Origin of the sequence: Larsenimonas rhizosphaerae (assembly GCF_023700005.1) — a bacterium.
Classification (GTDB): Bacteria; Pseudomonadota; Gammaproteobacteria; order Pseudomonadales; family Halomonadaceae; genus Larsenimonas; species Larsenimonas rhizosphaerae.
The window spans coordinates 558,902-582,469 of record NZ_JAMLJK010000001.1 but is presented as its reverse complement, the minus strand read 5'-3'; the positions used below and the strand labels follow the sequence as shown (position 1 = coordinate 582,469).

Annotated in this window: 24 protein-coding genes and 1 pseudogene; 11 read left to right on the top strand and 14 right to left on the bottom strand. The window is 60.4% G+C overall.

Annotated elements, in window-relative coordinates:
• Positions 1-94: 94 nt before the first annotated feature.
• Positions 95-367, top strand: a complete 273-nt coding sequence (locus tag NAT21_RS02565; RefSeq protein WP_250935437.1) for a hypothetical protein — start codon at positions 95-97, stop codon at positions 365-367.
• Between the two features lie 44 nt (positions 368-411).
• On the opposite strand, the gene NAT21_RS02560 is transcribed toward NAT21_RS02565, so the two are convergent.
• The gene (locus NAT21_RS02560; protein WP_250935436.1) at positions 412-783 is read right to left on the bottom strand and encodes a hypothetical protein; all 372 of its coding nucleotides are present in this window, start codon (positions 781-783) and stop codon (positions 412-414) included.
• 121 nt (positions 784-904) lie between these two features.
• On the opposite strand from NAT21_RS02560, the gene NAT21_RS02555 reads away from it, so the two are divergent.
• Positions 905-1,216, top strand: a complete 312-nt coding sequence (locus tag NAT21_RS02555; RefSeq protein WP_250935435.1) for a hypothetical protein — start codon at positions 905-907, stop codon at positions 1,214-1,216.
• Positions 1,217-1,302: 86 nt separating this feature from the next.
• Here the strand turns inward: NAT21_RS02555 and NAT21_RS02550 are convergent, their stop codons facing one another.
• The 5 genes from NAT21_RS02550 to NAT21_RS02530 form a co-directional block, all read right to left on the bottom strand.
• Complete coding sequence (locus NAT21_RS02550) at positions 1,303-2,592, bottom strand: Nramp family divalent metal transporter (RefSeq protein WP_250935434.1); 1,290 nt, start codon at positions 2,590-2,592, stop codon at positions 1,303-1,305.
• Positions 2,593-2,880: 288 nt separating this feature from the next.
• Positions 2,881-3,621: a tRNA (guanosine(46)-N7)-methyltransferase TrmB gene (trmB, locus tag NAT21_RS02545; RefSeq protein WP_250935433.1), complete on the bottom strand. Its 741-nt coding sequence runs from the start codon at positions 3,619-3,621 to the stop codon at positions 2,881-2,883.
• Positions 3,622-3,644: 23 nt separating this feature from the next.
• Complete coding sequence (locus NAT21_RS02540; RefSeq protein ID WP_250935432.1) at positions 3,645-4,445, bottom strand: thiazole synthase; 801 nt, start codon at positions 4,443-4,445, stop codon at positions 3,645-3,647.
• Positions 4,446-4,492: 47 nt separating this feature from the next.
• Positions 4,493-4,693, bottom strand: a complete 201-nt coding sequence (gene thiS / locus NAT21_RS02535) for a sulfur carrier protein ThiS (RefSeq protein ID WP_250935431.1) — start codon at positions 4,691-4,693, stop codon at positions 4,493-4,495.
• 102 nt (positions 4,694-4,795) lie between these two features.
• A complete protein-coding gene (locus tag NAT21_RS02530) occupies positions 4,796-6,262 on the bottom strand; it encodes an alanine/glycine:cation symporter family protein (RefSeq protein ID WP_250935428.1) in 1,467 nt (488 codons plus the stop codon).
• 112 nt (positions 6,263-6,374) lie between these two features.
• Here NAT21_RS02530 and NAT21_RS02525 point away from each other — a divergent pair, with 112 nt between their 5' ends.
• The 7 genes from NAT21_RS02525 to dinB all read left to right on the top strand — a co-directional run bounded on the left by NAT21_RS02525 (position 6,375) and on the right by dinB (position 11,492).
• A complete protein-coding gene (locus tag NAT21_RS02525) occupies positions 6,375-6,755 on the top strand; it encodes a DUF423 domain-containing protein (RefSeq protein ID WP_250935426.1) in 381 nt (126 codons plus the stop codon).
• A 107-nt stretch (positions 6,756-6,862) separates the two neighbouring features.
• Positions 6,863-7,366, top strand: coding sequence for a DUF421 domain-containing protein (locus NAT21_RS02520; RefSeq protein WP_250935424.1), 504 nt, complete (start codon positions 6,863-6,865; stop codon positions 7,364-7,366).
• A 195-nt stretch (positions 7,367-7,561) separates the two neighbouring features.
• The gene (locus NAT21_RS02515; protein ID WP_250935421.1) at positions 7,562-8,536 is read left to right on the top strand and encodes an alpha/beta hydrolase; all 975 of its coding nucleotides are present in this window, start codon (positions 7,562-7,564) and stop codon (positions 8,534-8,536) included.
• The gene (locus NAT21_RS02510; protein WP_250935419.1) at positions 8,533-9,036 is read left to right on the top strand and encodes a hypothetical protein; all 504 of its coding nucleotides are present in this window, start codon (positions 8,533-8,535) and stop codon (positions 9,034-9,036) included. The genes NAT21_RS02515 and NAT21_RS02510 overlap by 4 nt, the downstream gene beginning before the upstream one ends.
• A 39-nt stretch (positions 9,037-9,075) precedes the next feature.
• Positions 9,076-10,176, top strand: a complete 1,101-nt coding sequence (locus tag NAT21_RS02505; RefSeq protein WP_250935416.1) for a pyridoxal phosphate-dependent aminotransferase — start codon at positions 9,076-9,078, stop codon at positions 10,174-10,176.
• 37 nt (positions 10,177-10,213) lie between these two features.
• The gene (locus NAT21_RS15550; protein WP_350355148.1) at positions 10,214-10,471 is read left to right on the top strand and encodes a DUF1289 domain-containing protein; all 258 of its coding nucleotides are present in this window, start codon (positions 10,214-10,216) and stop codon (positions 10,469-10,471) included.
• Positions 10,449-11,492, top strand: coding sequence for a DNA polymerase IV (dinB, locus tag NAT21_RS02500; RefSeq protein ID WP_250935413.1), 1,044 nt, complete (start codon positions 10,449-10,451; stop codon positions 11,490-11,492). Before NAT21_RS15550 ends, dinB begins: the two co-directional genes overlap by 23 nt.
• A gap of 7 nt (positions 11,493-11,499) precedes the next feature.
• Here dinB and msrQ read toward each other — a convergent pair whose 3' ends face one another.
• From msrQ to NAT21_RS02485, 3 genes are read right to left on the bottom strand one after another with little or no spacing between them, the layout of a single operon-like run.
• On the bottom strand, positions 11,500-12,126 hold the full coding sequence (gene msrQ / locus NAT21_RS02495) for a protein-methionine-sulfoxide reductase heme-binding subunit MsrQ (RefSeq protein ID WP_322974112.1): 627 nt from the start codon (positions 12,124-12,126) through the stop codon (positions 11,500-11,502).
• Positions 12,126-13,139, bottom strand: coding sequence for a protein-methionine-sulfoxide reductase catalytic subunit MsrP (msrP, locus tag NAT21_RS02490; protein WP_250935411.1), 1,014 nt, complete (start codon positions 13,137-13,139; stop codon positions 12,126-12,128). The genes msrQ and msrP overlap by 1 nt, the downstream gene beginning before the upstream one ends.
• A 56-nt stretch (positions 13,140-13,195) precedes the next feature.
• Entirely contained in the window at positions 13,196-14,623 is a 1,428-nt protein-coding gene (locus tag NAT21_RS02485; protein WP_250935408.1) for an amidase, read from the bottom strand.
• A 127-nt stretch (positions 14,624-14,750) separates the two neighbouring features.
• Between NAT21_RS02485 and NAT21_RS02480 the strand changes: the two genes are divergently transcribed.
• The gene (locus NAT21_RS02480; protein WP_250935406.1) at positions 14,751-15,407 is read left to right on the top strand and encodes an HAD family hydrolase; all 657 of its coding nucleotides are present in this window, start codon (positions 14,751-14,753) and stop codon (positions 15,405-15,407) included.
• A 65-nt stretch (positions 15,408-15,472) separates the two neighbouring features.
• The gene (locus tag NAT21_RS02475) at positions 15,473-16,213 is read left to right on the top strand and encodes a DUF2076 domain-containing protein (protein ID WP_250935405.1); all 741 of its coding nucleotides are present in this window, start codon (positions 15,473-15,475) and stop codon (positions 16,211-16,213) included.
• Positions 16,214-16,279: 66 nt separating this feature from the next.
• On the opposite strand, the gene NAT21_RS02470 is transcribed toward NAT21_RS02475, so the two are convergent.
• The 5 genes and pseudogenes from NAT21_RS02470 to NAT21_RS02450 form a co-directional block, all read right to left on the bottom strand.
• Positions 16,280-17,761 (bottom strand): alanine/glycine:cation symporter family protein, encoded by a 1,482-nt coding sequence (locus NAT21_RS02470; RefSeq protein WP_250935404.1) that lies wholly within the window; start codon positions 17,759-17,761, stop codon positions 16,280-16,282.
• Between the two features lie 126 nt (positions 17,762-17,887).
• Entirely contained in the window at positions 17,888-20,167 is a 2,280-nt protein-coding gene (locus tag NAT21_RS02465) for a molybdopterin-dependent oxidoreductase (protein WP_250935403.1), read from the bottom strand.
• Between the two features lie 103 nt (positions 20,168-20,270).
• Positions 20,271-21,224 (bottom strand): alpha/beta hydrolase, encoded by a 954-nt coding sequence (locus tag NAT21_RS02460; protein ID WP_250935402.1) that lies wholly within the window; start codon positions 21,222-21,224, stop codon positions 20,271-20,273.
• A 142-nt stretch (positions 21,225-21,366) separates the two neighbouring features.
• Positions 21,367-21,875, bottom strand: a pseudogene (locus NAT21_RS02455) (hypothetical protein).
• Between the two features lie 94 nt (positions 21,876-21,969).
• A complete protein-coding gene (locus tag NAT21_RS02450; RefSeq protein WP_250935401.1) occupies positions 21,970-23,436 on the bottom strand; it encodes an NAD-dependent succinate-semialdehyde dehydrogenase in 1,467 nt (488 codons plus the stop codon).
• Positions 23,437-23,568 lie beyond the last annotated feature (132 nt).

The window sequence follows — 23,568 nt, the reverse complement described above, 5'->3', positions numbered from 1 at the left end:
AACGTCGCTCCCCTCACCGGGCCGGGATTTGCTACATTGGCACCCTCTGACGGTTTATCCTTTCTACTGCGCTTCAACCACCCAGGATGTTTACGTGAACGAGCCAACTTCTCCTCCTCGCCAGAAACGTGGCTGCCTGATGCTGATGCTCGGCGCCGTGATTTTCGTGGCGATTGTCTACACCATTCTGATTTATCTGATTCGCGCCAATCAGACCCCGGAACAGCAGGCCAATGAACGTCAAACCGTAACGCGCTGCTTTGATCGGCTGGAAACGGCGGATAACGACGCGCAAAGAGCCTCGATTCGTACCAGTTGCGAGGAGATGGCCGAGCAGTATCAGGACAAGTACAAGGAAGCCCCGTAATACGGGGCTTCCAGACGAGCGTGACAGACAGTTGCTGACCAGGCTCAGTTGGGCAGGCGGTCTTCGTCGTCCTCGGCATCCGAGGGCGTCACCGCGCTCATGTCATCGTCATCATTGAAATCAAGTGACTTGATATTACCTTCGATACCCTCGGCATCGGCATCGGTAACTTCCAGCTCGTTTTCAAGCTGGCGCTCCTTCTCTTCCAGCAGCGCCTCGTCCCGGTCACGACCGCCGGTAACGGCCATACTGGCCTCGTCCTCGAATTCCTGAGGAAGCTGCTCGGCATCCATGGTATCTGCCGTGCCGTTCATGGCGTCTCCCTGAACGTCGTCATCGGACGCGGTGACAGGCGGCTCATAATCGATATCGGTTTCTGAAAGCGGGGGTTGTGGCGTTGAACGTTGCTGTGCCATGAAGTCCTCCTTGTCGCGTTGGCAAATGCACCGCGTAAAGTGTAGGCCATGAAACTTGATTCTGGACGAGAATCCGGTTTCGACCCATCTTTCAGGTATTTCCTGTTCGCGGAGACCCGACATGACCGCTTCCCTCCCGTGCCTTGTCGCACTTGTCCTGGCATCATTGATCGTCGGCGTATCCCCTGCCCTGGCCGAGGTAACGCCGTCTTCCATGCAGCAAGGCGATACACGGGCCCAGGCGCAACAGCGGTTGAAGGCACGACAGATCGATAGCCAGCGCACCCGGGTTGAACGTCAGGCACGTGATCTGCACCGTGCTGAACGACAGGGACGGGAAAAGGCCACCGGGGAAAGAATGAGGCTGCGGCGGGAACAGCAGACCCTGCGCACCGAGAAGAACAAGGCCGACAACGTCGCCGGTACCCGATAGCAGGCATAAAAAAACCCGTGGCAACAACCACGGGTAACGCACATTAAAACATGACCTTCATTTTATCGACCGCTTCCGGCCGGACTTTAGAAAAGTGTTTGCTGCAGCAGGAAAACATTCAGGGCAATGATGACAGTGGCAATGGTCCAGGCCGCGAGAGTAGTCAGACGATGATTGACCAGCGAGCCCATCAGTGCCCGATTGGAGCAGAAAAGCAGCAGTGGGATCAGTGCGAAGGGAATCCCGAAGGACAGGACGACCTGGCTCATTACCAATGCCGTGGTCGGGTCTACACCGGCAGCCAGAATGCCCAGAGCCGGCACCATGGTAATCAGTCGACGCAGGTACAACGGAATACTGATCTTCAAAAAGCCCTGCATGACCACCTGCCCGCTCATGGTCCCGACCGATGAGCTTGAAAAGCCACTGGCCAGTAGACCTACTCCAAACAGAATGGCTGCCAGCGAGCCGACATGACTATCAAGTCGGGCAAAGGCTCCTTCAAGTGTCGTGATCGTGACATCACTGCCGAAGAACAGGCCGGCAGCCATGACCAGCATCGCGCCATTGATGAACCCGGCCACCCCCATCGCAATCAGGATATCGATGAATTCGAAGCGAAAGATGCGCTTGCGCTCCTCTTCCGAGCGGCCGACGACCCTACGCTGGGTCAGGGCTGAATGCAGGTAGATCACATGCGGCATCACGGTAGCCCCCAGAATGCCGGCCGCCAGCATGACGCTGTCGATGCCCTCGAACCGGGGTACGGTCAGCCCGGTCAGCAGGGCGGCGCCATCTGGTTTGGCTACAAAGACTTCATAACTGAACGCGACGACCACAATGCCCAGAAGCGCTGTAATACCGGCTTCAAGCGGCCGAAACCCCCGCCGCTGCAGTTCAAGCAGCGCGAAGGAAAATACCCCGGTAATGACTGCGGCGGGAAACAGGTCGATCCCGAACAGCAGATGCAGTCCCAGCGCCCCACCGATGAACTCGGCCAGGTCGGTGGCAATGGCAATGATTTCAGCCTGCACCCACAGCCCCCAGGTCACCAGACGCGGAAAGCGCGCCCGACATACCTCGGGCACGTTCATGCCGGTAGCAATTCCCAGCTTGGCCGACATGGACTGAATCAGAATGGCCATCAGGTTCGACACCAGCACGACCCATAACAGCAGATAGCCGTAGGTCGAACCAGCCTGAATATTGGTCGCGAAGTTGCCTGGATCAATGTAGGCCACGGAAGCGATAAAGGCCGGGCCAAGAAAGGGCAGTAATCCCTTGATGCCGCGCTTGTTGCCATCCAGCGCCGACTGGGCAGCGCGCATGGCACTCAATTCGCCGGGGAGGTAATCGGAGGAGGAATCATTACTCATGAACATGCATGCCTTGCTGGAGAGTCTTTCGCGGGAAATACCCCGGTGCACAAATTAAACCATGGTTAAAAACTGTGGCACAAGTGAAGATTCCGGTACGCGAAGCGGGCTGCCCCGTTGCAGAAACACTTATCAGGCACTTACGCGTTAAAGCTCAAATTTTACTTAAAATAACAAGGACTTTGAAACGCTTGTGTTACGCTCGAATACGATGAGTTGTGAAGCCTCATCGTATTCTTTGCACAACCGATTGGCCGTCTCGAAACTGGGGCGGCTTTTTTTTGTCTGTTACTCGGGCTGCGTCCCCGTCTGATTGACGTAAATCAGATCCCACACGCCATGCCCCAGACGCTCCCCACGCTGTTCAAACTTGGTCAGGGGCCGAAACTCGGGTCGAGGCACATAGACGCTACCTTCCGGTGCCGTGTTGGCAAAAAGAGGAGAGGCTTCCATTACCTCGGCCATGTGCTCGGCATAGGCCTCCCAGTCGGTCGCCATGTGAAAGCGGCCCTCAGGCTTCAATACCCGCGCTACCCGCGCCAGAAACTCCGGCTGCACGATACGGCGCTTGTGGTGCTTTTTCTTCGGCCAGGGGTCAGGGAAGAAGAGCTGCAGCGTATCGATGCTGTCTGCCGGCAGTGCTTCATCCAGCACCCGCAGTGCATCCTCGCGAAAGACCCGCAGATTGGTCAGGCCGGCCTTGTCAGCTTCATCAAGCAGCTTGCCCACACCGGCCACGTGAACCTCGATGCCGATAAAGTCGGTATCAGGATGCGCCATCGCCTGCTCGAGCAGGGATCCCCCCATGCCAAACCCGATCTCCACCACGCAGGGGGCTTCACGGCCGAACAGGGCCTTCAGGTCAAGCCGCCCCTGGGCCAGCTCGAGGCCCAGACGGGGAAAGACCTCTTCCACACCACGGGCCTGGGCGACCGTCATCCGGCCGCCGCGCAGAACGTAACTCTTGATTTCCCGGCGCGGCGCGCCAGTGTACGGGATATCGGTCCCGGTGCCGTTCGAATCATTCATGCCTGCTACTCAAAACGATATATTCAGGCGTTGATACGCCCTTCAGTGGGAGAAGATGCCCGGGCCAGGGTGCGGCGCGGCATACGCTCGGCAAGCCAGGCATTACGACCGGCCTCCACCGCCTGGCGCATGGCACGCGCCATGACCACCGGCTGCCGGGCGTGAGCAATGGCGGAGTTCAGCAGCACGCCGTCGCAGCCCAGCTCCATGGCCAGCGCCGCATCCGAAGCGGTCCCGATCCCGGCATCCACCAGCACCGGCACGCGCGCATGATCAATGATCAAGGACAGGCTATGCGGGTTCAACAGCCCCTGCCCGGACCCGATCAGCGAGCCCAGCGGCATGATGGCGCAGCAGCCCATGGACTCGAGTTCCCGCGCCACGATCGGGTCATCGCTGGTGTAGACCATGACGTCAAAGCCATCATCAATCAGGGTGCGTGCCGCGCTCAGGGTTTCCATGACGTTGGGGTACAGCGTGTGCTCATCACCCAGCACCTCAAGCTTGACCAGGTTATGGCCATCCAGCAGTTCACGGGCGAGCTGACAGGTACGCACGGCGTCACGGGCGTTAAAGCAGCCGGCCGTATTGGGCAGGATGGTATAACGCGTCGGCGGAATAATATCCAGAAGGTTCGGCTCATCGGGATTCTGGCCCAGATTGGAGCGACGCACCGCCACGGTCACGATTTCAGCACCACTTTCGGTAATCGCATCACGCGCCTGGTCGAAGTCGCGGTATTTGCCGGTGCCTACCAGCAATCGGGAGTTAAAGGTCCGACCTGCGATGGTCAGCGGCGCATCCAGCCGAGTTGACTCGGTCATGAGACTCTCCAGTAATAGCGTTGATGTCCGGCAATAAAGAGTGGCGTTCAGCCGCCACCGATGGCGTGTACGATTTCAACCTGGTCGCCGTCGGCAAGCGTAACGTCGGCGTGGGTAGAGCGTGGAACAATGGATTCATTGAGTTCAACGGCAACCCGTTTGCCGGCAAGTCCCAGGGTGTCAAGCAGTTCGGACACGGTTCGCGTGTCCTCGAGGTGCTGCCATTCACCGTTAATAAGCAACTGCATGATGGGTTTCCTGTTCCTGAGCCTGAAGCAGGCCGCGCCAGTATAGCGAAAAGAGAAAGGGCGAGCACATGGCCCGCCCTCTCACCGTCCGGCCATCAGGACTTACCAGACGTCCTTGTTGTAGTCACCGGCACCCCGGGACAACTGATCAAGCACCTTGCCCTCGAACTCGGGCTCACGAACACCCGACTTGCGCTGGCGCTCGTAATCCTTCAGCACAAGGAACGCCACCGGCGCCAGCAGGATAATGGCAATCAGGTTGGTGGTGGCCATCAGCCCCATCGCGAAGTCGGCAAAGGCCCAGACAAAATCAAGCTGTGCCACGGAACCGATCATCACCATGGCCAGCACGGCAATGCGCAGGGCATTGATGGCGAACGCGGGCTTGCGCTTGAACAGATACCCGATGTTGATTTCGCCGTAGGCATAGTTGCCGATAATCGAGGTAAAGGCGAACAGGAAGATCGCAACAGCAATGAACCAGGTACCGAACACGCCCAGGTGATCACCCATGGCCTGCTGGGTCAGGGTAATACCTTCGATTTTCTGGCCCGGGTTGCTGGTCATCAGCTGATCGTAGACACCGGACAGCAGAATCACGACCGCCGTGCAGCTGCAGATCACCAGCGTATCAACAAACACACCAAAGGACTGCACAAGCCCCTGTGCAGCCGGATGCTTGACGCTGGCCGTTGCTGCCACGTTGGGCGCCGAACCCATGCCTGATTCGTTGGAGAACAGACCACGCTTGATGCCGTTTTCCATTGCAATCTTGATGGTATATCCCACTGCGCCACCGACGGCCGGGCCGTAACCGAAGGCACTCTTCACAATCAGCGCCAGCATGTCGGGCACCTGACTGATATTGGCAAACAGAATGAACAGCGCCACCAGCAGGTAGGCAATGGCCATGACCGGTACGATCTTTTCTGCCGTACGTGCCACGGATTTGACCCCACCGAAGATGATCAGCGCCGTCATGGCAACCAGAATGACGCCGGTCAGCCAGGTCGGAATACTGAACGCCTGCTCCATGCTCTGGGCAATGGTATTGGCCTGGGCGCCATTGAAGGCCAGTCCGTAGGCAATCAGCAGGAATACGGCGAAAATAACGCTCATCCAGCGCTTGCCGAGGCCTCGTTCCATATAATAGGCCGGGCCACCGCGGAAGGAACCATCGGCATGAGGCTCCTTGTACACCTGTGCCAGCGTGGACTCGATAAAGGCCGTGGCCAGCCCCACCAGCGCCGTCATCCACATCCAGAAGATAGCGCCCGGACCACCGACCCACAGGGCAATGGCCACACCTGCCAGGTTACCGGTGCCTACGCGGGAAGCAAGCGAGGTGGCAAAGGCCTGAAAGGCACTGATGCCTTCGCCGCTGCTACGCCCGGAAAAGGTGATTCGCCCCATATGACCTAGCAGTCTGAACTGCATGAAGCGCGTGAAAACAGTAAACCACAAGCCTGCGCCCAGCAGCAGATAGATCAGGACGTAGCTCCAGATGAAGTTACTGACCGGATCCATTACCACATGGATGGCACTCTCGATCTGTTGGATGAATTCCATTATTGGCGTGCTCCAGAGTTACCCGTTTTCATTGCAAAAACGATCACTTGCAGTGACGGGTCTTATTAATGTTATGTGGCGTTTATCAATTTACGCGGGGGGAGTGTACACGATGAAGGAAAAAATCGAATGGATGGCCGCCTGTTTTAGCGGATTCATTGGTGTCATGGCAGGGGCATTCGGCGCGCATGGCCTTCAGGACACCGTCTCAGAGGCCCTGTTTCATGCCTGGGAAACCGCCGTGCGCTATCAGATGTGGCACACCCTCGCCATCATGCTGGTACTGGTCTGGCGACAGCAGCATGCCTTTACCGCACAACGTGCCGCCGTGCGGCTGTGGATGGCGGGCACCGTGATGTTTTCAGGCTCCCTTTATGCACTGACACTCGGCGCCCCGTCCTGGCTGGGGCCGGTAACCCCCGTCGGAGGCACACTTCTGATGGCCGGCTGGCTGACACTGGCCTGGGGCATTTTTCGCCACCAGCGTTGTTAAACCGGAGCCCGGCAGGCCTGATTCGACAGGGCGCACTGACAGGCCCTCATGAAACACCTAGGCTGTGACCTCGGCACTACTGCCCTTTCCATGCGGAAAACGTATTCATGAACCCGATTGTTCACACCATTGTCATTGGCATATGCAGCTACCTGACCCTGATCGTCATACTGAGGCTTTCAGGCAAGCGCACCCTGTCCAAATGGAATGCCTTTGACTTCGTGGTCACGATCGCACTGGGCTCGACGCTGTCTACCGCGCTGACCTCAAGCCAGGTGCCCTTTACGCAGAGCGTTACCGCGTTCGTGATCATCATTTTGCTGCAGTTTATTATCACCTTCACGTCCGTTCGCTCGAAACGCGTCAAGAACCTGGTCAAGTCCAGACCGTCACTTCTGCTGTTCAACGGCAGGTACTGTGAAGACACCCTGCAGCGTGAACGAGTGGTCCGGGCCGAAATCTGCGCCGCCATTCGTGAAAAGGGCATCACTGACGTAGAGAGCGTATATGCCGTAGTGCTTGAAACCGACGGCAGCTTCAGCGTATTACCTCAGGCTGGCAGCAGTAATTCAGCGCTGGAAGGCATCGCCGGCATCCCCGGGTCCACGTAAGCATCAGGCAGGGCATGAAGCACGACCTGCTGACAGGGCGTTTCGGGCCTAAATACGGCCCGGTCATGGCCGAGACATCATGGCAGAGCCCCCTTGACGCCCACCATCGGCCCGGTACCGCTACACTACAGGATTCCAGCCAGGTGCTATCCCGGGTACCATTGCCCGTTATGGCCCGCTTCACGTCAGGTACCCATGACCGATCCACTGCCCGATTTCTGCACGCTGTCCCAGACAGGCCCGCTGGCGCCCGTAACCTCATTGGATGGCGTCCTGGGCGACTACATGGCTCATTACGGGCTGGACCACTGCCTGCCGCATGCCAGAACAGTGCACTGCGGCATGATTGATGCCACGGCCTGGCAGTTGTGGGCGCAGGTCTGGTGTCCTCCCGGCCCACGCGGCACCGTATTCATCGTCCATGGCTATTTCGATCATCTGGGCCTTTATGCCCATATTCTGGAAGCCCTGCTCAAGGCGCACTGGCAGGTCGTACTGTGGGACCTCCCCGGGCATGGCCTTTCAAGCGGAGAGCGTGCCTCGATTACCGCCTTTGACGACTATGTAGAGTGCCTGCACCAGGTGCGCAGCCATGTTGATCGGCAGCGACTGGCACCGACGCCATGGGTCGGTCTCGGGCAGAGTACCGGCAGCGCAATACTCGCCACCGATGCCCTGGCGGATACGCCCACCCCCTGGCAGAGCCTGTGTCTGCTGGCACCGCTGGTACGTCCCAGAGGCTGGCAGCAGACCCGCTGGATACACTGGGCACTCAGCCCCTTTGTCAGCAGCCTCAAGCGCACGTTTCGCCCCAACAGCACCGATGCAGCCTTTGCCAGATTCCTGCGTCAGGATGATCCACTGCAGGCCACGGCGCTGTCGGTGGCCTGGGTCAGTGCCATGAAGGTCTGGATCCGGGATATTCGCCAGCGACCATCCATCTGTCTGCCTGCGATGATCCTGCAGGGCGAGCAGGACCTTACCGTCGACTGGCGATGGAACCTGCCGCTGCTCAGGGAAAAATTTCCCGAAGCACGGGTAGTTCGCCATACCCGCGCCAGGCATCACCTGGTCAATGAATCACCCGAGATACGGGAGCCTTTGTTCAACGCCCTGCTGGCCTTCATTGACGCACCCCTCACCCCGGCTGAGAGGGACATCACCCTATGACACGCCTCGCTGCCCTGTTACTGATGACGCTGTGGCTGGGAGGCTGCTCCCTGTTTTCCTCCAGTGAAACGCCCAAGGAACGTGATCCCCTGCATGATCTCGGGCGTCAGGTCGCGCATACCCTGGCAGAAAAGGCCCCATGGGCCGAGGCTTCCACGCCGGACATCCTGCTGTTGCCACCCACCACCATCGACCAGTTCTTCCCCGCGCCGGTGGGTCACTTCAGGGAAGCCCTGCTGCGTGCAATGCTGACCTCCTCCAGCACACTGCAGGTACTGGCCTGGCCGGACGCCACCCCCCCGGGAGAACTGCAGGCGGATCAGTGGCAACTGCTTACCCGCCTCGACGCCGGCAAGGCGCTGCATCTCACGGACCGCACCCTCTACCCTTATACGCTGGCACTGACCCTTTACCATGGTCATCAGCCTGCCCCGGTGTGGCAACACACCCTTCGCGGCGCGCTGGATGCCAGTGCCCTGAACGAAACCCGACGTTACTGACAGGGTTTGAATCTGCTGTACTGCCTGAAAGGATCTTCCATGCCTCGCTACGCCTCACACCTGACGCCCGATAGTCCGCGCAACCCGTTCCCGGGGCTCAAGGCCCTCGAGCGTCGGCTTGACCGCCGCCTGCCCCATCAATTGGGGTCCAATGAAGGGCTGGACATGCCACACAATGCGCTGGCCACGTTGCTGGGTGAGGAAACCGCCCGTCATGCCCGCGCCTACGGCGATGCCGACGCCTTTGGCGTGCGGACCCGGCTTGGTAAACACCTGGGGCGAGCCATGGATGAACTGATTGTCGATGCCGGCGCAGACAGCCTGATCGCACTGGCACTGCGCGCCTGTTGCGACACAGGAAGCACCGTGGTAACCAGTGCCGGCACCTACCCCACCTTCCGTTACTTTGCTGAAGGTCAGGGGCTTGTAGTGCATGAAGTGGCCTATCAGGATCGCCCCGGCGTGCTCGCACCGGACCTGGTTGCCCTGGATCAGGCGGTGAGGGAGACCGGCGCCGTGATGGTCTACCTGGCCAATCCAGACAACCCCAGCGGCGCGGTTTATACCCAGGAAGAGATCAACACCTTTGCACAGGGGTTGCCCGAGCACTGCTGGCTGCTGCTCGACGAGGCCTATTACGAATTCGGTGCCGAGGTGATCGACAGCCACCCGCTTCCCAATGCCCTGCGGCTGCGCACCTTTTCCAAGGCCCATGGGCTGGCCGGGCTGCGGATCGGCTACGCCATCGCCTCGCCCGAGGTGATTCAGGCGCTGCATACGGTGCGCATTCATTACGCGGTCTCCTCCGTCGCCCTGGCAGCAGCGGAAACCGTACTGGATCATGACACTGAAGTGCAGCAGCACGTGCAGGATGTCATCGACAGACGTACGCGCCTGGCCACACGACTGGCCGATGCCGGCGCTGATGTCATGACAAGCCACACCAACTTTGTCGCCCTGCGCCTGCCCAACAGCGACATGGCCGAAAATATCCAGCGCGACCTGCTTGATGGAGGTGTGGTGGTGCATCGCCCGCCCCATCCGGCGCTGGGACACGTATTACGCATCAGCGCCGTGGAAGATGCCCTGATGCCGGGCCGGCTTGCCCCTCTGATGGAACGCCTGGCCGCTTACGCTTGAAGCGGGCACATTGCCGGGCGATACTGTGCATACATACATGACTCGGGAGCCCGTCGGTCGAATGAACCGGCGGGATCAATCACGAATGGTGCCATCACCCTGTATAAAGCATTGCACGCTGGATGAGCACAGAGTATGCCAGGGCTGTCTGCGTCATATTGATGAAATCGTGGCCTGGGGCGGTCTGAGCGAGACCGATCAGCGCGACATCCTGGCGCGATGTGCGGCTCGTCGCGCCGAACGTGAAAGCCCTCTCACGCCTGCCGGCCTGCATGAAAAAGATTCTTCACGCTGATTGCGACTGCTTCTACGCCGCCGTCGAAATGCGCGACAACCCGGCGCTGGCTGATCGCCCGATCGCCGTAGGCGGTCGCGCCGATCACCGCGGCGTCATCGCCACCTGTAACTATCCGGCCCGCGCCTTCGGCGTACGCTCCGCCATGCCCAGTGCCCAGGCACTGAAGCTTTGCCCGGAACTTGAAATCATTCGGCCGGACTTCGAGAGGTACCGCGCCGTTTCCGCCGATATTCAGGCGCTTTTTTTCGAGCTGACGCCAAAGGTGGAGCCGCTATCACTGGATGAGGCTTATCTCGACGTCAGCGATGTCATCCGGTTTCAGGGCAGCGCCACCTGGATGGCGCGCTGGCTGAAGGAACAGGCGTTGTCGAGGACCGGCATCACGCTTTCAGTCGGGGCAGCGCCCAACAAGTTTCTCGCCAAGATTGCCAGTGACTGGGACAAGCCCGATGGGCTGCGCGTCATTACCCCTGACCAGGCAGATGCCTTCATCGACCAGCTGGCCGTCAGCAAGCTGCACGGCGTAGGCCCGGCGACCGCTGCCAAACTAGAACGGCTGGGCATCCGCACCTGCCCGGAACTCCGGGACGTGTCACTGGCCCGTTTGCTCGAGAACTTCGGCAAGTTCGGCCAGCGCCTTTATGAACTGTCGCGTGGCATCGACCACCGGGAGGTCAATATCACCCGCGAGCGCAAGTCCGTCAGTGTGGAAACCACCTTCGATCAGGACCTGCCCGACCTTGCGGCCTGTCAACAGGCCGTGACAGCGCTGGTCGTCAAACTCGACGAGCGGCTGGCCCGTCACGAGCATCCCCCGCTGAACAAGCTGTTCGTCAAGGTGCGTTTCAACGACTTCAGCATCACGACCCTTGAAACCAGCGGCGTCACGCCCGGCCTTGAGATCTATCAGCACCTTTTGGATGAAGCCTGGCACCGCCGGGCCAGACCGGTACGCCTGCTCGGTGTCGGCGTACGCCTGACCCCGCCCGATGACTTGAAGCAACTGGGGCTCTTCTAATCAGGCCTCAGCGCAGCCCCAGACGCTTGCCCAGGGAAGGCAGGCGGGTCGAAATGGCCGGTAGCCGCAGACTCATCAGTGCCACCGCGGCCAGCGCGTACCCGGCCCAGTCGGTCATGTCAGCGCGTACGACCCAGAAAAAATGCAGCAGCACCAGCGCCAGCACGAGATAGACCACCTTGTGCAGGGGCTTCCAGCGCTTGCCCAGTCGGCGCATGGCCCAGCGATTGGAGGTCAGCGCCATGACCAGCAGCCCCACCAGCGCCAGCATGCCAACAATCACATAAGGGCGGCGCGCGATATCCTGCAACAGCACACTGAAATCCAGCCCCAGAATGAATACCAGATAGCTGCTCAGGTGCAGCAGCGCATAGAAAAATGCCCATAGTCCCAGCTGACGGCGAATGAGGGTAAAGCCCTTCCAGCGGGTCAGTTTCGATAGCGGCGTCAGGCTCAGGGTCAGCAACAGAATCACCAGGGCGCACAGGCCAAACCCCAGCAGCAGATACTTGCCAGGCTCCGGACCGGCCTGCTGAAGCGCAACCTGAGTGCTCCAGTACACCAGTGGAGACAGCGCTGCCATGAAAACAAGCACTCGCCAGAGCAGCAGTACACGCGGCGACGACAGGGTCATCAAAAGTGTTTCCTCAGGTCCATGCCGCTGTACAGCGAGGCTACTTCCTCGTACCCGTTGAACATCCGAGTATCCATGCGGTTGGGGTTGAACAGGGAGTTCGGCAACCGGCGCTCAGTGGCCTGGCTCCAGCGGGGGTGATCCACATTCGGATTGACGTTGGCGTAAAAGCCATACTCGCTGGAGGCAATCTTCTGCCACGAATTCAGCGGCTGGTCACGGACCAGCGATATCCTGACAATCGACTTGATGCTTTTGAAGCCGTACTTCCAGGGAACGACCAGCCTGAGCGGTGCCCCGTTCTGATTCGGCAGCACCCGGCCATAATTGCCTACGGCCAGAAAGGCCAGCGGATGCATGGCTTCATCGAGCCGCAGACCTTCCACATAAGGCCAGTCGATCAGGTTGAAGCGCGATTGCTGCCCGGGCATTTCCTCGGGACGCACCAGCGTCTCGAACCGCACATAACGGGCTTCGCCGGTCGGGTCGGCGCGGCGAATCACGTCCGCCAGCGGAATCCCCAGCCATGGAATCACCATCGACCACGCCTCGACACAGCGCAGACGGTAGATCCTCTCCTCGAGGCGGGAAGGCGTCATCAGCGCTTCAAGCGACAGCTTGCCCGGGTTATTGACCTCACCATCGATCATCACCGTCCAGGGCTCGGTCGTCAGCTGGCCGGCCCGATTGGCGGGATCACTCTTGTCGGTCCCGAATTCAAAGAAATTGTTGTAGCTGGTCGCGTCCTTGAACGGTGTGGTCTTGTCGACCGATTGATCCTCGGGCACTACCGCGTCCCATGCCACGTTTTCCTTCATGGCCGCAAACCAGGCCGGTGCCTCGGCCGGGGTGACATCCTTCCAGGGCGGTTTGGCCCAGGCCGTGCCCGGCAGGGCCGCCGCCAGACCAAGTCCGCCCATCGCCCCCATGAACCAGCGCCGATTGCGGTACATGGCCTCCGGCGTCACATCATTTTCTGTCGGGTCCTGCGGACGTCGTGAACGAATCAGCATGGCGGGGTCCTCCCGTTAAAATACAGCCAGTAAGGTTACTGACCGTTACAAACGCATCAAGTTCCGCACGATGCTCCCTGCGGTGCCGAAGGAAAGGCCGCAGGCCATGCCTTCAGAAAGGCGTGGCAGGCCCGCAGAAGTCTGGCGTCATCAAAACGCGCCCCGGCGAGCTGAATCCCTACCGGCAACCCGTCATCGGTAAAACCGCACGGCAATGAGGCAGCCGGCTGCTGGGTCAGGTTGAAGGGGTAGGAGTACGGCGTCCACTCCATCCAGTCCCGCATGCCGCTGCCCGGCGGTACATCATGACCAGCCTCGAAGGGCGGAATGGCTACACTGGGTGTCAGCATCAGATCATGGCTGTCGAAGAAGCGATCAAGATGGCCATTGAGTCGCGTGCGGGCAGTCTGGGCATCAAGCAGGTCCACGGCACTGAACTGCTCGCCGAAGCGGGCAATTTCCCGAAGCCCCGGATCCATCACCCCGTGATGCTGCGCCGGGATATGACTGAGCTGATTGGCAGAGGCCGACGCCCACAGCACCCGATACGTTTCAAGCGAGCTCTCTATTTCGGGCTCGATGCGCGTGACCGTCGCGCCCAGAGCCTCCAGCCGCTCGGCGGCCTCGCCCAGATGCTCCAGAATCCGGCGGTCCGGTGCGGCACATCCCAGTGTCGGACACATCGCAATACGCAGGCCATCCAGGCGGCCATCGGCCCTGCACTGCTCCCCCCAGTCCGTCGGCTGACCCGGCACGCTGAAGTAGTCATGTGGATCGAACCGCCCGATGACGTTGAGCATCAGCAGAGCATCGTCCACCGTCCGGGTCAGGGGACCAATGTGAGACAGGCTCGCCATGGTACTCGGGGGCCATTGTGGCACCCACCCGAACGTGGACTTGAATCCGAACACGCCACAGAAGGCGGCCGGAATACGAATCGAGCCGCCGGAATCACCTCCCTGGTGCAGCACCCCCATGTTGAGGGCACAGGCCGCTGCGGCCCCACCGGATGATCCACCCGGCGTCCTCGACAGATCCCAGGGATTTCGCGTAATACCGTAAACCCGGCTGTCGGTCACGCCCTTGCACCCGAATTCAGGCGTGGTGGTCTTGCCAAGCAATACCGCACCAGCCTCGCGCATGGCTCGCGCCGGTGGCGCATCCCGAGTACAGGCCGCTGTCGAAGTCGTCAGTGAGCCTTCACGTGCCGGCATGCCCCTGACCTCGGTCAAGTCCTTCATCGAGGTGGGCACTCCATCCACCGCGCTCAGGGGGGATCCGCGCTTCCAGCGTGCTGCCGAGGCACGCGCCGCCTCCCGCGCGCCCTCGTAATCCACATGACAGTATGCATTGACGGCATCGTTGAAACGCTGAATACGCTCAAGGGAGGCGTCGACAGCCTCAACCGGTGTCCAGTCACCGCGCTGAAACCCGGCCACCAGTTCGGTGGCGCTCAGATCGCCCAGTTCATGCTCTACGCTCACATCCAGATCCTGTTATCGTCCATGAATCCAGAGTGTGGTTCAGGCCGGCTTACAACACCAAACGATACATGGCAGGGAAAAGATCCGACCGCCATACTGCGACATCACCTGCTAAAAGCGAGATACCATGGCCCGAAACGTCTGCCTGTTGTTTGATTGCGATGGCACGCTGGTTGACAGCGAACCCCTGCTGGCCGATGTGCTGACCGAGACCTTTAACGAACTGGGGCTGCCCTTCGTCCCGGCGGATTACATGACCCGATTTCGAGGCACGGCCTTTCCCACCATCCTGGCCACCCTCGAACGCGAACACGGTGACATCACCCCGGATGCCCGGGAAGCAGCCATGCCGGCCATGCGTCGTCGCCTGTATGCCAGAATGGATCAGGGCGTCCCTCGCATTGCAGGAATCGAATCCGCACTCGAACGTCTGCCCCACCCCAAGGCCGTCGCCTCCAATGGCCCCATCGAGAAGATTCGACGAGCCATGGCCGCTTCGGCGCTGGCGCATCATTTTGGTGATCACCTTTATTCGGCGTATGAAGTGGGTAGCCATAAGCCTGACCCCGGGCTTTATCTGCATGCCACCCGAGCGCTGGCCTTTGCACCGGAAAACGCCATCGTGATCGATGATGCGGCCGTAGGCGTCGAGGCAGGTCTGGCTGCCGGCATGCAGGTCATTCACATCAATCATTTCCCGGATCAGGAAGCGACCCCGGCAGGCGCCCACGCCCTTTACCACATGGAAGAGCTGCCGGCACTGGTCAATCATCTGACCCGGTAGGTAATGAACCTCTTCCGGCAAATGCATTCAAAGCCTGAAAGCCCCTTTTACGTGAGGACACATTAATGAGTAATGATGCCAACCGTTTTATCGATGGCCTGTTCGACCGGCTGAAAACAGCCGAAGAGAAAAGCGGCGAGCGCGATACCGATGCCGAGCAACGTATTCAGCAACATGTCGAGGCACAGCCTGCGGCGCCCTACTACATGGCGCAGACCATCATCATGCAGGAAGCAGCCCTCAAGCGGCTGCAGCAAAAGGTGGAAGCACTGGAGAAGAAACAGGCTGAACAACCCGCCGGTGGCGGCGGTTTTCTGGCCGGCCTGTTTGGCGGCGGCAGTAATGCCGGTGCCGCGCCGGCCTCTCGCAGTGGCAGCGGCCGCGACCGGGTCCCGGGCACCGGTGGCGGCAACGCCGGCATGGCCCCTGGGTTTGGTGCTCGAAACTCCCAGCCAAGTGGTTACGGCGGTTCTCCCATGGGAGGCAGCCGGGGGGGCGGTTTCATGAGCGGGGCACTACAGACCGCCGCCGGTGTCGCCGGCGGGCTGATGCTCGGCAACCTGATGATGGACATGTTCCACGATGACAAGCCCGAGGATGTCGCCAATACGCTCGATGACAATGATACCGGCAGCGACATGAGTGACCCCGGCGCCGAGGACATGGGCGGTGACATGAACAATGACATGGGCCAGCCTGATTTCGCCGATAACGGGGGCATGGATGACCCCTCCCGGTATGACGATGGCGGCTTTGACGATGGTGGCGGCTTTGATGATTTCGGTGGCGGATTCGACGACGTCTGAATACCCGATAAACAAAAGGGTCGGCCAGAAGGCCGCCCCTTTGTTAACCATGAGCCTGCGCACGATCTACTTGCGCACCGCTTCCTTCTCTGGCCAGACACTGCCGTCCACCTGTTCGGGGTGCTTCAGCACCCTGCGAGGATCAAAGCGAGGCTCACGCACGCCATCGCGGCGCTGCTGCTCATAATCCCTGAGCACCTTGAGGGCCACCGGTGCCAGCAGCACGATGGCCACCAGGTTCACGGTTGCCATCATCCCCATGGCCAGATCCGCGAAATGCCAGATGAAATCCAGCGACGCAACGGCCCCCACCATGACCATCAGCAAAACGACGATACGCAGCACCTGATCCGCCTGTTTCGCATGGCGCGGAAACAGATACTCGATATTGACCGATGAATAGGCGTAGTCCGCCAGAATCGAGGTAAAGGCAAACATGAAAATGGCCACGGCAATAAACCAGGTGCCGAATACACCAAGATGGTCGGTCATGGCATCCTGGGTCAGTTGAATGCCCTGAATATCGGCACCGGGTGAGCCGGCCATCAGCGTTTGATACACACCGGACAGCAGGATCACTACCGCCGTGCAACTGCAGATGATCAGCGTGTCACACACGACCCCGAAGGACTGAACCAGCCCCTGGGCCGCCGGATGACGCACCGTGGCGGTGGCTGCAGCATTGGGTGCCGACCCCATACCGGCCTCATTGGAAAAAAGGCCCCGCTTGACGCCGTTTTCCATCGCTGCCTTGATGGCAAACCCGGCCGCCCCGCCGACGGCAGGACCGAACCCGAAGGCACTTTTGACAATCAGCGCCAGCATCGCCGGCACCTCACTGGCATTGGCGAACAGGATATAAAGCGCCACCAGCAGATAGGCAATCGCCATGAACGGCACGATCTTCTCGGCGGCCTGCGCCACGGACTTGATGCCGCCATAAATGATCATCGCCGTCATGATCACCAGCACAACGCCTGTCAGCCAGGACGGTACCTCAAACGCCGCATCCAGCGCCCGGGAAATGGTATTGGCCTGTGCCCCGCAAAAGGCCAGCCCGAAGGCGATAATCAAAAAGACGGCAAACACGCATCCAAGCCAACGCTGTCCCAGGCCGTGCTCGATGTAATAGGCCGGACCACCGCGAAATACGCCGTCTTCATGACGAACCTTGTATACCTGCCCAAGCGTCGACTCGATGAAAGCCGTCGCCAGCCCGACCAGGGCTGTAATCCACATCCAGAAGATGGCCCCCGGCCCGCCGACCCACAGCGCCAGCGCCACGCCTGCCAGGTTCCCCGTGCCGACTCGCCCGGCAAGCGATGTAGAAAAGGCCTGAAAGGCACTGACACCATCACCACTGCCGCGACTGGTGAAGGTAACCCGAGCCATGTGACCGATCAGCCGAAACTGCATGAATCGGGTGATAACGGTAAACAAGACACCGACCCCCAGCAGCAGATACACCAGAATATAGGTCCAGATAAAATTGCTGACAGGATCCGTCACCGCATTGACGGCCTGCTCGATACTCGTCAGCCACTCCATGGGCCAGCTCCTTGCAACGTTGTTGTGATTGTTCTGGATACAACAGGACAGCAGCATGCATGACGCACTGCCACTGCCTTAAGCGTTCAAGTATAGATAAGCCCATCTGCAGCGCCATGCCCCGGATCAGGGCACATCAGCCTGTTCTTCAGCGGTCGCGGCAGTTACCGCCACCAGACAGCTGTTGGCGGCGCACCCGCGAGCAAGTTCGGAGGTCGGCCGGTCGGCCGTCAGTACATTCGGATTACCGGCACGTTCAAGCGGGGTACCGTTGGGAGCCAGCAGGGTATCAGACGGGCTGAACCAGGCACCGGTCGGCAACACAATGACACCCGGCATCAGGGTATCCGACAACGCAAGCCCGGCCAGACACGCTCCGCGGTCATTGAACAGCTTGATACACTGCCCATCGATCAGCCCCAGGGCGATTCCGTCGGCGCGGGCCATGACAGCGACTTCCCGCCCGTGCTGCTTGTGACGGGCGCTGGCGCCTACCTTGTCGAGCTGACTGTGCAGGCGATGCAGGGGCTGAGGTGACAGGAGATGGAAAGGATAGCGCGCGGCCAGAGGGCTTCCAAGCCACTCCTCGGGAGGCTGCCATGCAGGATGCCCGCCACACTCTTCAAGCCCCATGGCCGCGATAGTGGCGCTGTAAAGCTCGATTCGTCCGGAAGGTGTAGACAACGGGCAGGCAACAGGATCGTCCACGAACGCCGCCAGAGGCGTCTGGACAACCGGCGCCAACGCTGCTTCATCCAGCGTTACCGCGCCCTTTGCAGTAAAGCCCTCAAAGGAAGGCAGCTCCGGAAAACGGGCCTGGTACCCGGCATAGAGATACGCGAGCCAGTCACCCTCGCTGCGCCCGTCTCGAAAGACCTCTTCCTGCCCGATGGCAGCCGTGATACGGGCACAGATGGCATGATCGGTAAGCGCCTGCCCCTGAGGTTCCCGCCCGGCCGGGCTATAAACCAGAGTACGATCATTGGACGAGCCACTGATATCACTGCGCTCCTGAGGCAGGGTAACCGGCAGTACGATGTCGGCCTGCTGCGCCGTCGCGCTCCAGACCGGCTCATGCACGATGACCGTGTCAGGGCGTTTCCAGAGATCGCGCAGGCGGTTCAAGTCCTGATGGTGATGAAACGGGTTACCGCCGGCCCAATAGATCAACCGCGCCCTGGGCCAGCGGCGCAGATCGCCATTGACGCGATAGGGCTGCCCGGCGCTCGCCAGCATATCGCCCAGTCCGGCCACGGGAATACATGATGAGACAGGGTTAATCCCCTGGAAAACGCCCGGTGCCTTGAGTGGACGCACCGGCTGACCGACCGAGTTGACCGATCCCAGCCCGAAGGCCACCCCTCCACCCGGGGCCCCTATATGACCAAGCCAGGCTGCCAGCGATACCGCTGCCCAGCAGGGCTGCTCGCCGAACCGTGCACGCTGCAGGGACCAGCTCATGGCAATCAGGGGCCGTCGAGCTTCCGCCAGCTGGCGTGCCAATGCCTCGATACGGGCTGGTGACATACCGGTAATTTCCGCGGCCCAGGCCGCATTGCGTACCGTTCCGTCGTCTTCACCCAGCACATGCCGAGCCAGTGCCTCATGGCCGGTACAGTAGCGGGACAAAAAGTCATGCTGCCCCTGCCCACGGGCTTCCAGCTCTCCGATCAGACCAAGCATCAGCGCCGTGTCAGTGGTTGGACGAAGGGGGATATGCGTTACGTTCGGCCAGGCCGGTGCATCAGCGGCATCCGGCGACACCACAATCAGCGTCATCCCCCGCCGACACGCCTTCTCAAGCCAGGATCGCGCCGTATGGGCAAAGACACCGCCTGCATCACATCGGGTATTACCCGGCCGGAACCCCCCAAGCGCCAGCATCACATCCGTATGGGCAGCAACCTGATCCCAGCCAGGGGCACAGGCATTGGTATCTCCGAACGGGGCGCCCAGCACGTGGGGCAGTATGACGGCACCGGCACCATAGCTATAGGAATGTTCCGAGCAGGAGAAGCCGCCAAACAGGTTAAGCATCCGCTTGATCTGGCTCTGGGCATGATGAAATCGTCCGGCACTTCCCCAGCCGTAGCTGCCGGCGTAGATGGCGTCATTGCCATGTTCACCAGCCACACGCTGAAGTTCATCAGCAACAAGACGGGTCGCTTCCGCCCAGCTGACCGGCTCGAAGCTGTCCGCTCCCCGCCCGGCCCCGTTATCTCCCGATCGCCAGCCACGCCGCACCATGGGGGCCTGTACACGGACCGAATGAGAGGCCAGTTCGAGAAATTCCTCGCCGGACAGGCCCGGCGCCGGATCATGAGGATTGATTGAGGTGCCTTGCGGGCCAAGCGGCCAGGTTCCCAGGTGAGTCGAAAACCAGGACGCCTCCGATGAGTGAGCCATTCAGCCAGTACCCCGTGCGCACAAAAGAGCCGTCAGACTGCCAGTCCCTGCCCGGTGGTTCAACACAGACCACCCGGGAAGGAACCGGCATGGACTCTGCTGCTCAGCGCGCAGGCTGAGCCATTGCATGAAGCCACTGGGCAGCATCATCAAGCATATAGCGCCCCTGATCGATGGCTCCGGCCATGACAGCGCAGCTGTGAACGGTGCCCAGATAACGACGCCAGGTCACGGCAATTCCCTGCTGTGCCAGACGCATGGCAAACACTTCGGCTTCATCGCACAACGGATCATGCTCGATGGAGGCCACAAAGGCGGGCGGAAGTCCCCACAGCTCGCCCAGATAAAACGGTGAGGCCGTCGGCGCGTCCCAGTCAAGGCGCGGGTCGTAGAGCAGGGCGAACTGGTTCAGATCGCTCAGCTCCACCCCATACCCCTGCCCCCAGTGACGTTTGGAAGGCGAATCCGGCGCCGGCGAGAGTCTAAGCCAGGGATACAGCAACATCTGCCCGGCCAGCATGATGTCATCACGCCCGATGCAGGCATGAGCCAGCACAACTGCAATATTCCCGCCCGCGCTGTCACCGCCCACCACGACACGGGACAGGTCTATTTCGTATTCCTCGGGCGCCATGGCAATGGCATCCAGCACGGCCAGTGCATCTTCATGCGCCGCCGGGAACGTGGCCTCGGGTGCCCGTCGATAATCCACGGCCAGTACCTGTACGCCGCCTTCTGAACACAGGTAACGGCACAGGGCATCATGCGTCTCGAGGTCCCCGATAACAAAACCGCCGCCATGAAAATAAAGCAGGGTCGGCCACCCATTCTGTGGCACCGGTCGGTCCGGCTGGTAGGCACGTACAGGAATATCCTGTGCCGGGCCGGCCACGGCATAGTCGGTCACCTTGTCGAGCGGTGTTCGTGCCAGCCCGTAGCGGTCACTGCGGGCCTGAGCCTGCAGCCGCATCTGCGATGGGGCCAGCGGGAGCTCCAGCGTCGCCAGTTGCTGCTCGATTTCTGCCATTACCTGACGTGTCTGCTTATCCAATCCCATGCCATTCCCCTTGTACTGTTATCATGAGCCAGCAGCCTGCTCGCCCCTTCCCTGGTATGACACCACACTAGCCTGTTTTAATTAAAATTAGCTAGCTTTAAAGTACCAGATACAAGTATTAGGTCGGCTTACACACAGCCTGTCATGTCAGCCAGGACAAGGCAAAATCCGCAATGGCCTGATCACTCCTGCGCCCTGGCGCGCCCTCGGCCAGCAGTACGCCCAGCCCGGTCACCTCAACAGGCACGGGCTCACCCGACCAGGCCTTTAACTCACCGTTATGCTCGCTCTGCGTCCGCGTATCGACAACCATGTGATCGGCACGACTCATCACCGAGCGGTCCAGTTCCTGCTTGTCCGGGCTGTCCGACCCCATTGCTGTCACATGCACACCTGATGACAGCATATCGCCAAACAGCAGCGGCATGCGAGAGGGGGTAGTGGTCACTATAATATCCGCCTGGCGGCATGCCGCGCCCAGACATACACCTGACGAATATCACGCACCAGTGTAAGCGCCTCGACCCGAAGCCTGGCCTGCATGCCAGCACCGATCACCGTCACACGCTGGCTGTCAGGGCGAGACGGCGCATTGGCGGCCACCGCACCGGCCAGAGCTTCCGACAATACGCCGCCGGGCGGCGTAGACATCCTTGAGCAGGACAGACGTTGAATCCATGAACCGGCCCGTTGAAAGGCAGCAGGCCCGGTCTCCCGGGCCCGCGTCATTGATGGCATGGCATCGTCAGCTGCCCGATACGCTCGGCATGTTACCCAGGCAGAAGTACTTGGTGTCCAGATATTCTTCGATCCCGGCGTGACCACCTTCCCGGCCCAGCCCCGACTGCTTGATGCCACCAAAGGGCACGGGGGCGCCGGTCATCTTGATGGTATTGACACTGACCATGCCATAATCAAGCCCGCGCATGAACCTGTAGATTCGGCGCACATCATGGGTATACACGTAGGCCGCCAGGCCATATTCCGTATCGTTGGCCGCAGCAATGACAGCCTCTTCATCCTCCCAGGCACACACTGCCGCCACTGGAGTAAAGGTTTCCTCCCGGAAGACCCGCATCTCCGGCGTAATGTCAGCCACCAGCGTCGGCATGAAGAAGTTGGCACCCGGCGCCATGGACTGTTCACCGGCGATCAACCGGGCGCCCCTGTGAACGGCATCGTCGACCAGGGCGCAGGCCATGTCCACGGCACGTGAGTGAATGAGCGGCCCAATGTCGACATCCATCAGACCATTGCCAACACGAAGCTGCTTCATGTGCACCGCAAACCGCTCAATGAACTGCTCATAAATGCTGGCGTGTACAAAAATGCGGTTGGCGGCAAGACAGTCCTGCCCCGCCGTCTGAAACCGAGCGGCCAGTGCCTCCCTGGCAGCCTCGTCCGGGTCCATGTCCGGTCCGACGATAAAGGGTGCATTGCCCCCCAGTTCCAGTGCCATGCGCTTGACGCTTGATGCACTCTGCTTCATCAACAACTTGCCGACCCGCGTAGAGCCCGTAAAGGATACCGACCGAACGCGCGTATCGTTGCACAGCACCTCCGAGACCATTTCGGCATCACCGGTGACCACATTGAAAACGCCAGCCGGAATGCCGGCCCGCTCCGCCAGCTCCGCCAGCGCCAATGCCGAATACGGCGTTTCCCCCGCCGGTTTGACAATGACCGGGCAACCAGCTGCCAGCGCAGCCGCCGCCTTGCGCGTAATCATGGCCAATGGAAAATTCCACGGCGTAAACATGACCGAAATTCCCACCGGCTCACGAAGGGTGCCCAGCATGGCATTGGGCAGGTGGCTGGGAATGGTCTCACCTCCGGCTCGCTTGCCTTCTTCGGCAAACCACTGAATGAAGCTGGCGCCGTAATCCACCTCGCCCCGTGCATCAGCCAACGGCTTACCCTGCTCCCGGGTCATGATGACCGCCAGGTCCTCCCTGTGCGCCTGCAACAGGTCATGCCAGGCATGCAGCCTGGCGGCACGTTCATTGACGCTCAGCGAGCGCCAGTGGGCAAAGGCCTGTTCAGCGGCCGTCACCGAGGCAGTGATCTGATCGCGCTCAAGCAATGCCACATGGCCCAATACTTCATTGGTGGCCGGGTCATCGACGGCCAGATCACGACCCTGGTCACCGGCAGTCCACATACCGTTGACATAGGCCAGCTGGCGAAACAGGCGGGGATCATTGAGTTGCATGAGATATCTCCTTCATCAGCGATACCTCAAGCGTGCGGCAAAACAGCACACAAAACTTTTTGTTACCGGCTTCTACACCTGGGATTTTTTTTATAAACCCTCATGCAGGGTGCGGTTTTTTTGCCACACCTC

What these genes read in the sequence shown, in the direction of transcription:
- NAT21_RS02560 (WP_250935436.1), bottom strand. Translation starts at nt 783, where the DNA reads ATGGCACAGCAACGTTCAACGCCACAACCCCCGCTTTCAGAAACCGAT.
- NAT21_RS02555 (WP_250935435.1), top strand. Translation starts at nt 905, where the DNA reads ATGACCGCTTCCCTCCCGTGCCTTGTCGCACTTGTCCTGGCATCATTG.
- NAT21_RS02550 (WP_250935434.1), bottom strand. Translation starts at nt 2,592, where the DNA reads ATGAGTAATGATTCCTCCTCCGATTACCTCCCCGGCGAATTGAGTGCC.
- trmB (WP_250935433.1), bottom strand. Translation starts at nt 3,621, where the DNA reads ATGAATGATTCGAACGGCACCGGGACCGATATCCCGTACACTGGCGCG.
- NAT21_RS02540 (WP_250935432.1), bottom strand. Translation starts at nt 4,445, where the DNA reads ATGACCGAGTCAACTCGGCTGGATGCGCCGCTGACCATCGCAGGTCGG.
- thiS (WP_250935431.1), bottom strand. Translation starts at nt 4,693, where the DNA reads ATGCAGTTGCTTATTAACGGTGAATGGCAGCACCTCGAGGACACGCGA.
- NAT21_RS02530 (WP_250935428.1), bottom strand. Translation starts at nt 6,262, where the DNA reads ATGGAATTCATCCAACAGATCGAGAGTGCCATCCATGTGGTAATGGAT.
- NAT21_RS02525 (WP_250935426.1), top strand. Translation starts at nt 6,375, where the DNA reads ATGAAGGAAAAAATCGAATGGATGGCCGCCTGTTTTAGCGGATTCATT.
- NAT21_RS02520 (WP_250935424.1), top strand. Translation starts at nt 6,863, where the DNA reads ATGAACCCGATTGTTCACACCATTGTCATTGGCATATGCAGCTACCTG.
- NAT21_RS02515 (WP_250935421.1), top strand. Translation starts at nt 7,562, where the DNA reads ATGACCGATCCACTGCCCGATTTCTGCACGCTGTCCCAGACAGGCCCG.
- NAT21_RS02510 (WP_250935419.1), top strand. Translation starts at nt 8,533, where the DNA reads ATGACACGCCTCGCTGCCCTGTTACTGATGACGCTGTGGCTGGGAGGC.
- NAT21_RS02505 (WP_250935416.1), top strand. Translation starts at nt 9,076, where the DNA reads ATGCCTCGCTACGCCTCACACCTGACGCCCGATAGTCCGCGCAACCCG.
- NAT21_RS15550 (WP_350355148.1), top strand. Translation starts at nt 10,214, where the DNA reads ATGACTCGGGAGCCCGTCGGTCGAATGAACCGGCGGGATCAATCACGA.
- dinB (WP_250935413.1), top strand. Translation starts at nt 10,449, where the DNA reads ATGAAAAAGATTCTTCACGCTGATTGCGACTGCTTCTACGCCGCCGTC.
- msrQ (WP_322974112.1), bottom strand. Translation starts at nt 12,126, where the DNA reads ATGACCCTGTCGTCGCCGCGTGTACTGCTGCTCTGGCGAGTGCTTGTT.
- msrP (WP_250935411.1), bottom strand. Translation starts at nt 13,139, where the DNA reads ATGCTGATTCGTTCACGACGTCCGCAGGACCCGACAGAAAATGATGTG.
- NAT21_RS02480 (WP_250935406.1), top strand. Translation starts at nt 14,751, where the DNA reads ATGGCCCGAAACGTCTGCCTGTTGTTTGATTGCGATGGCACGCTGGTT.
- NAT21_RS02475 (WP_250935405.1), top strand. Translation starts at nt 15,473, where the DNA reads ATGAGTAATGATGCCAACCGTTTTATCGATGGCCTGTTCGACCGGCTG.
- NAT21_RS02470 (WP_250935404.1), bottom strand. Translation starts at nt 17,761, where the DNA reads ATGGAGTGGCTGACGAGTATCGAGCAGGCCGTCAATGCGGTGACGGAT.
- NAT21_RS02465 (WP_250935403.1), bottom strand. Translation starts at nt 20,167, where the DNA reads ATGGCTCACTCATCGGAGGCGTCCTGGTTTTCGACTCACCTGGGAACC.
- NAT21_RS02460 (WP_250935402.1), bottom strand. Translation starts at nt 21,224, where the DNA reads ATGGGATTGGATAAGCAGACACGTCAGGTAATGGCAGAAATCGAGCAG.
- NAT21_RS02450 (WP_250935401.1), bottom strand. Translation starts at nt 23,436, where the DNA reads ATGCAACTCAATGATCCCCGCCTGTTTCGCCAGCTGGCCTATGTCAAC.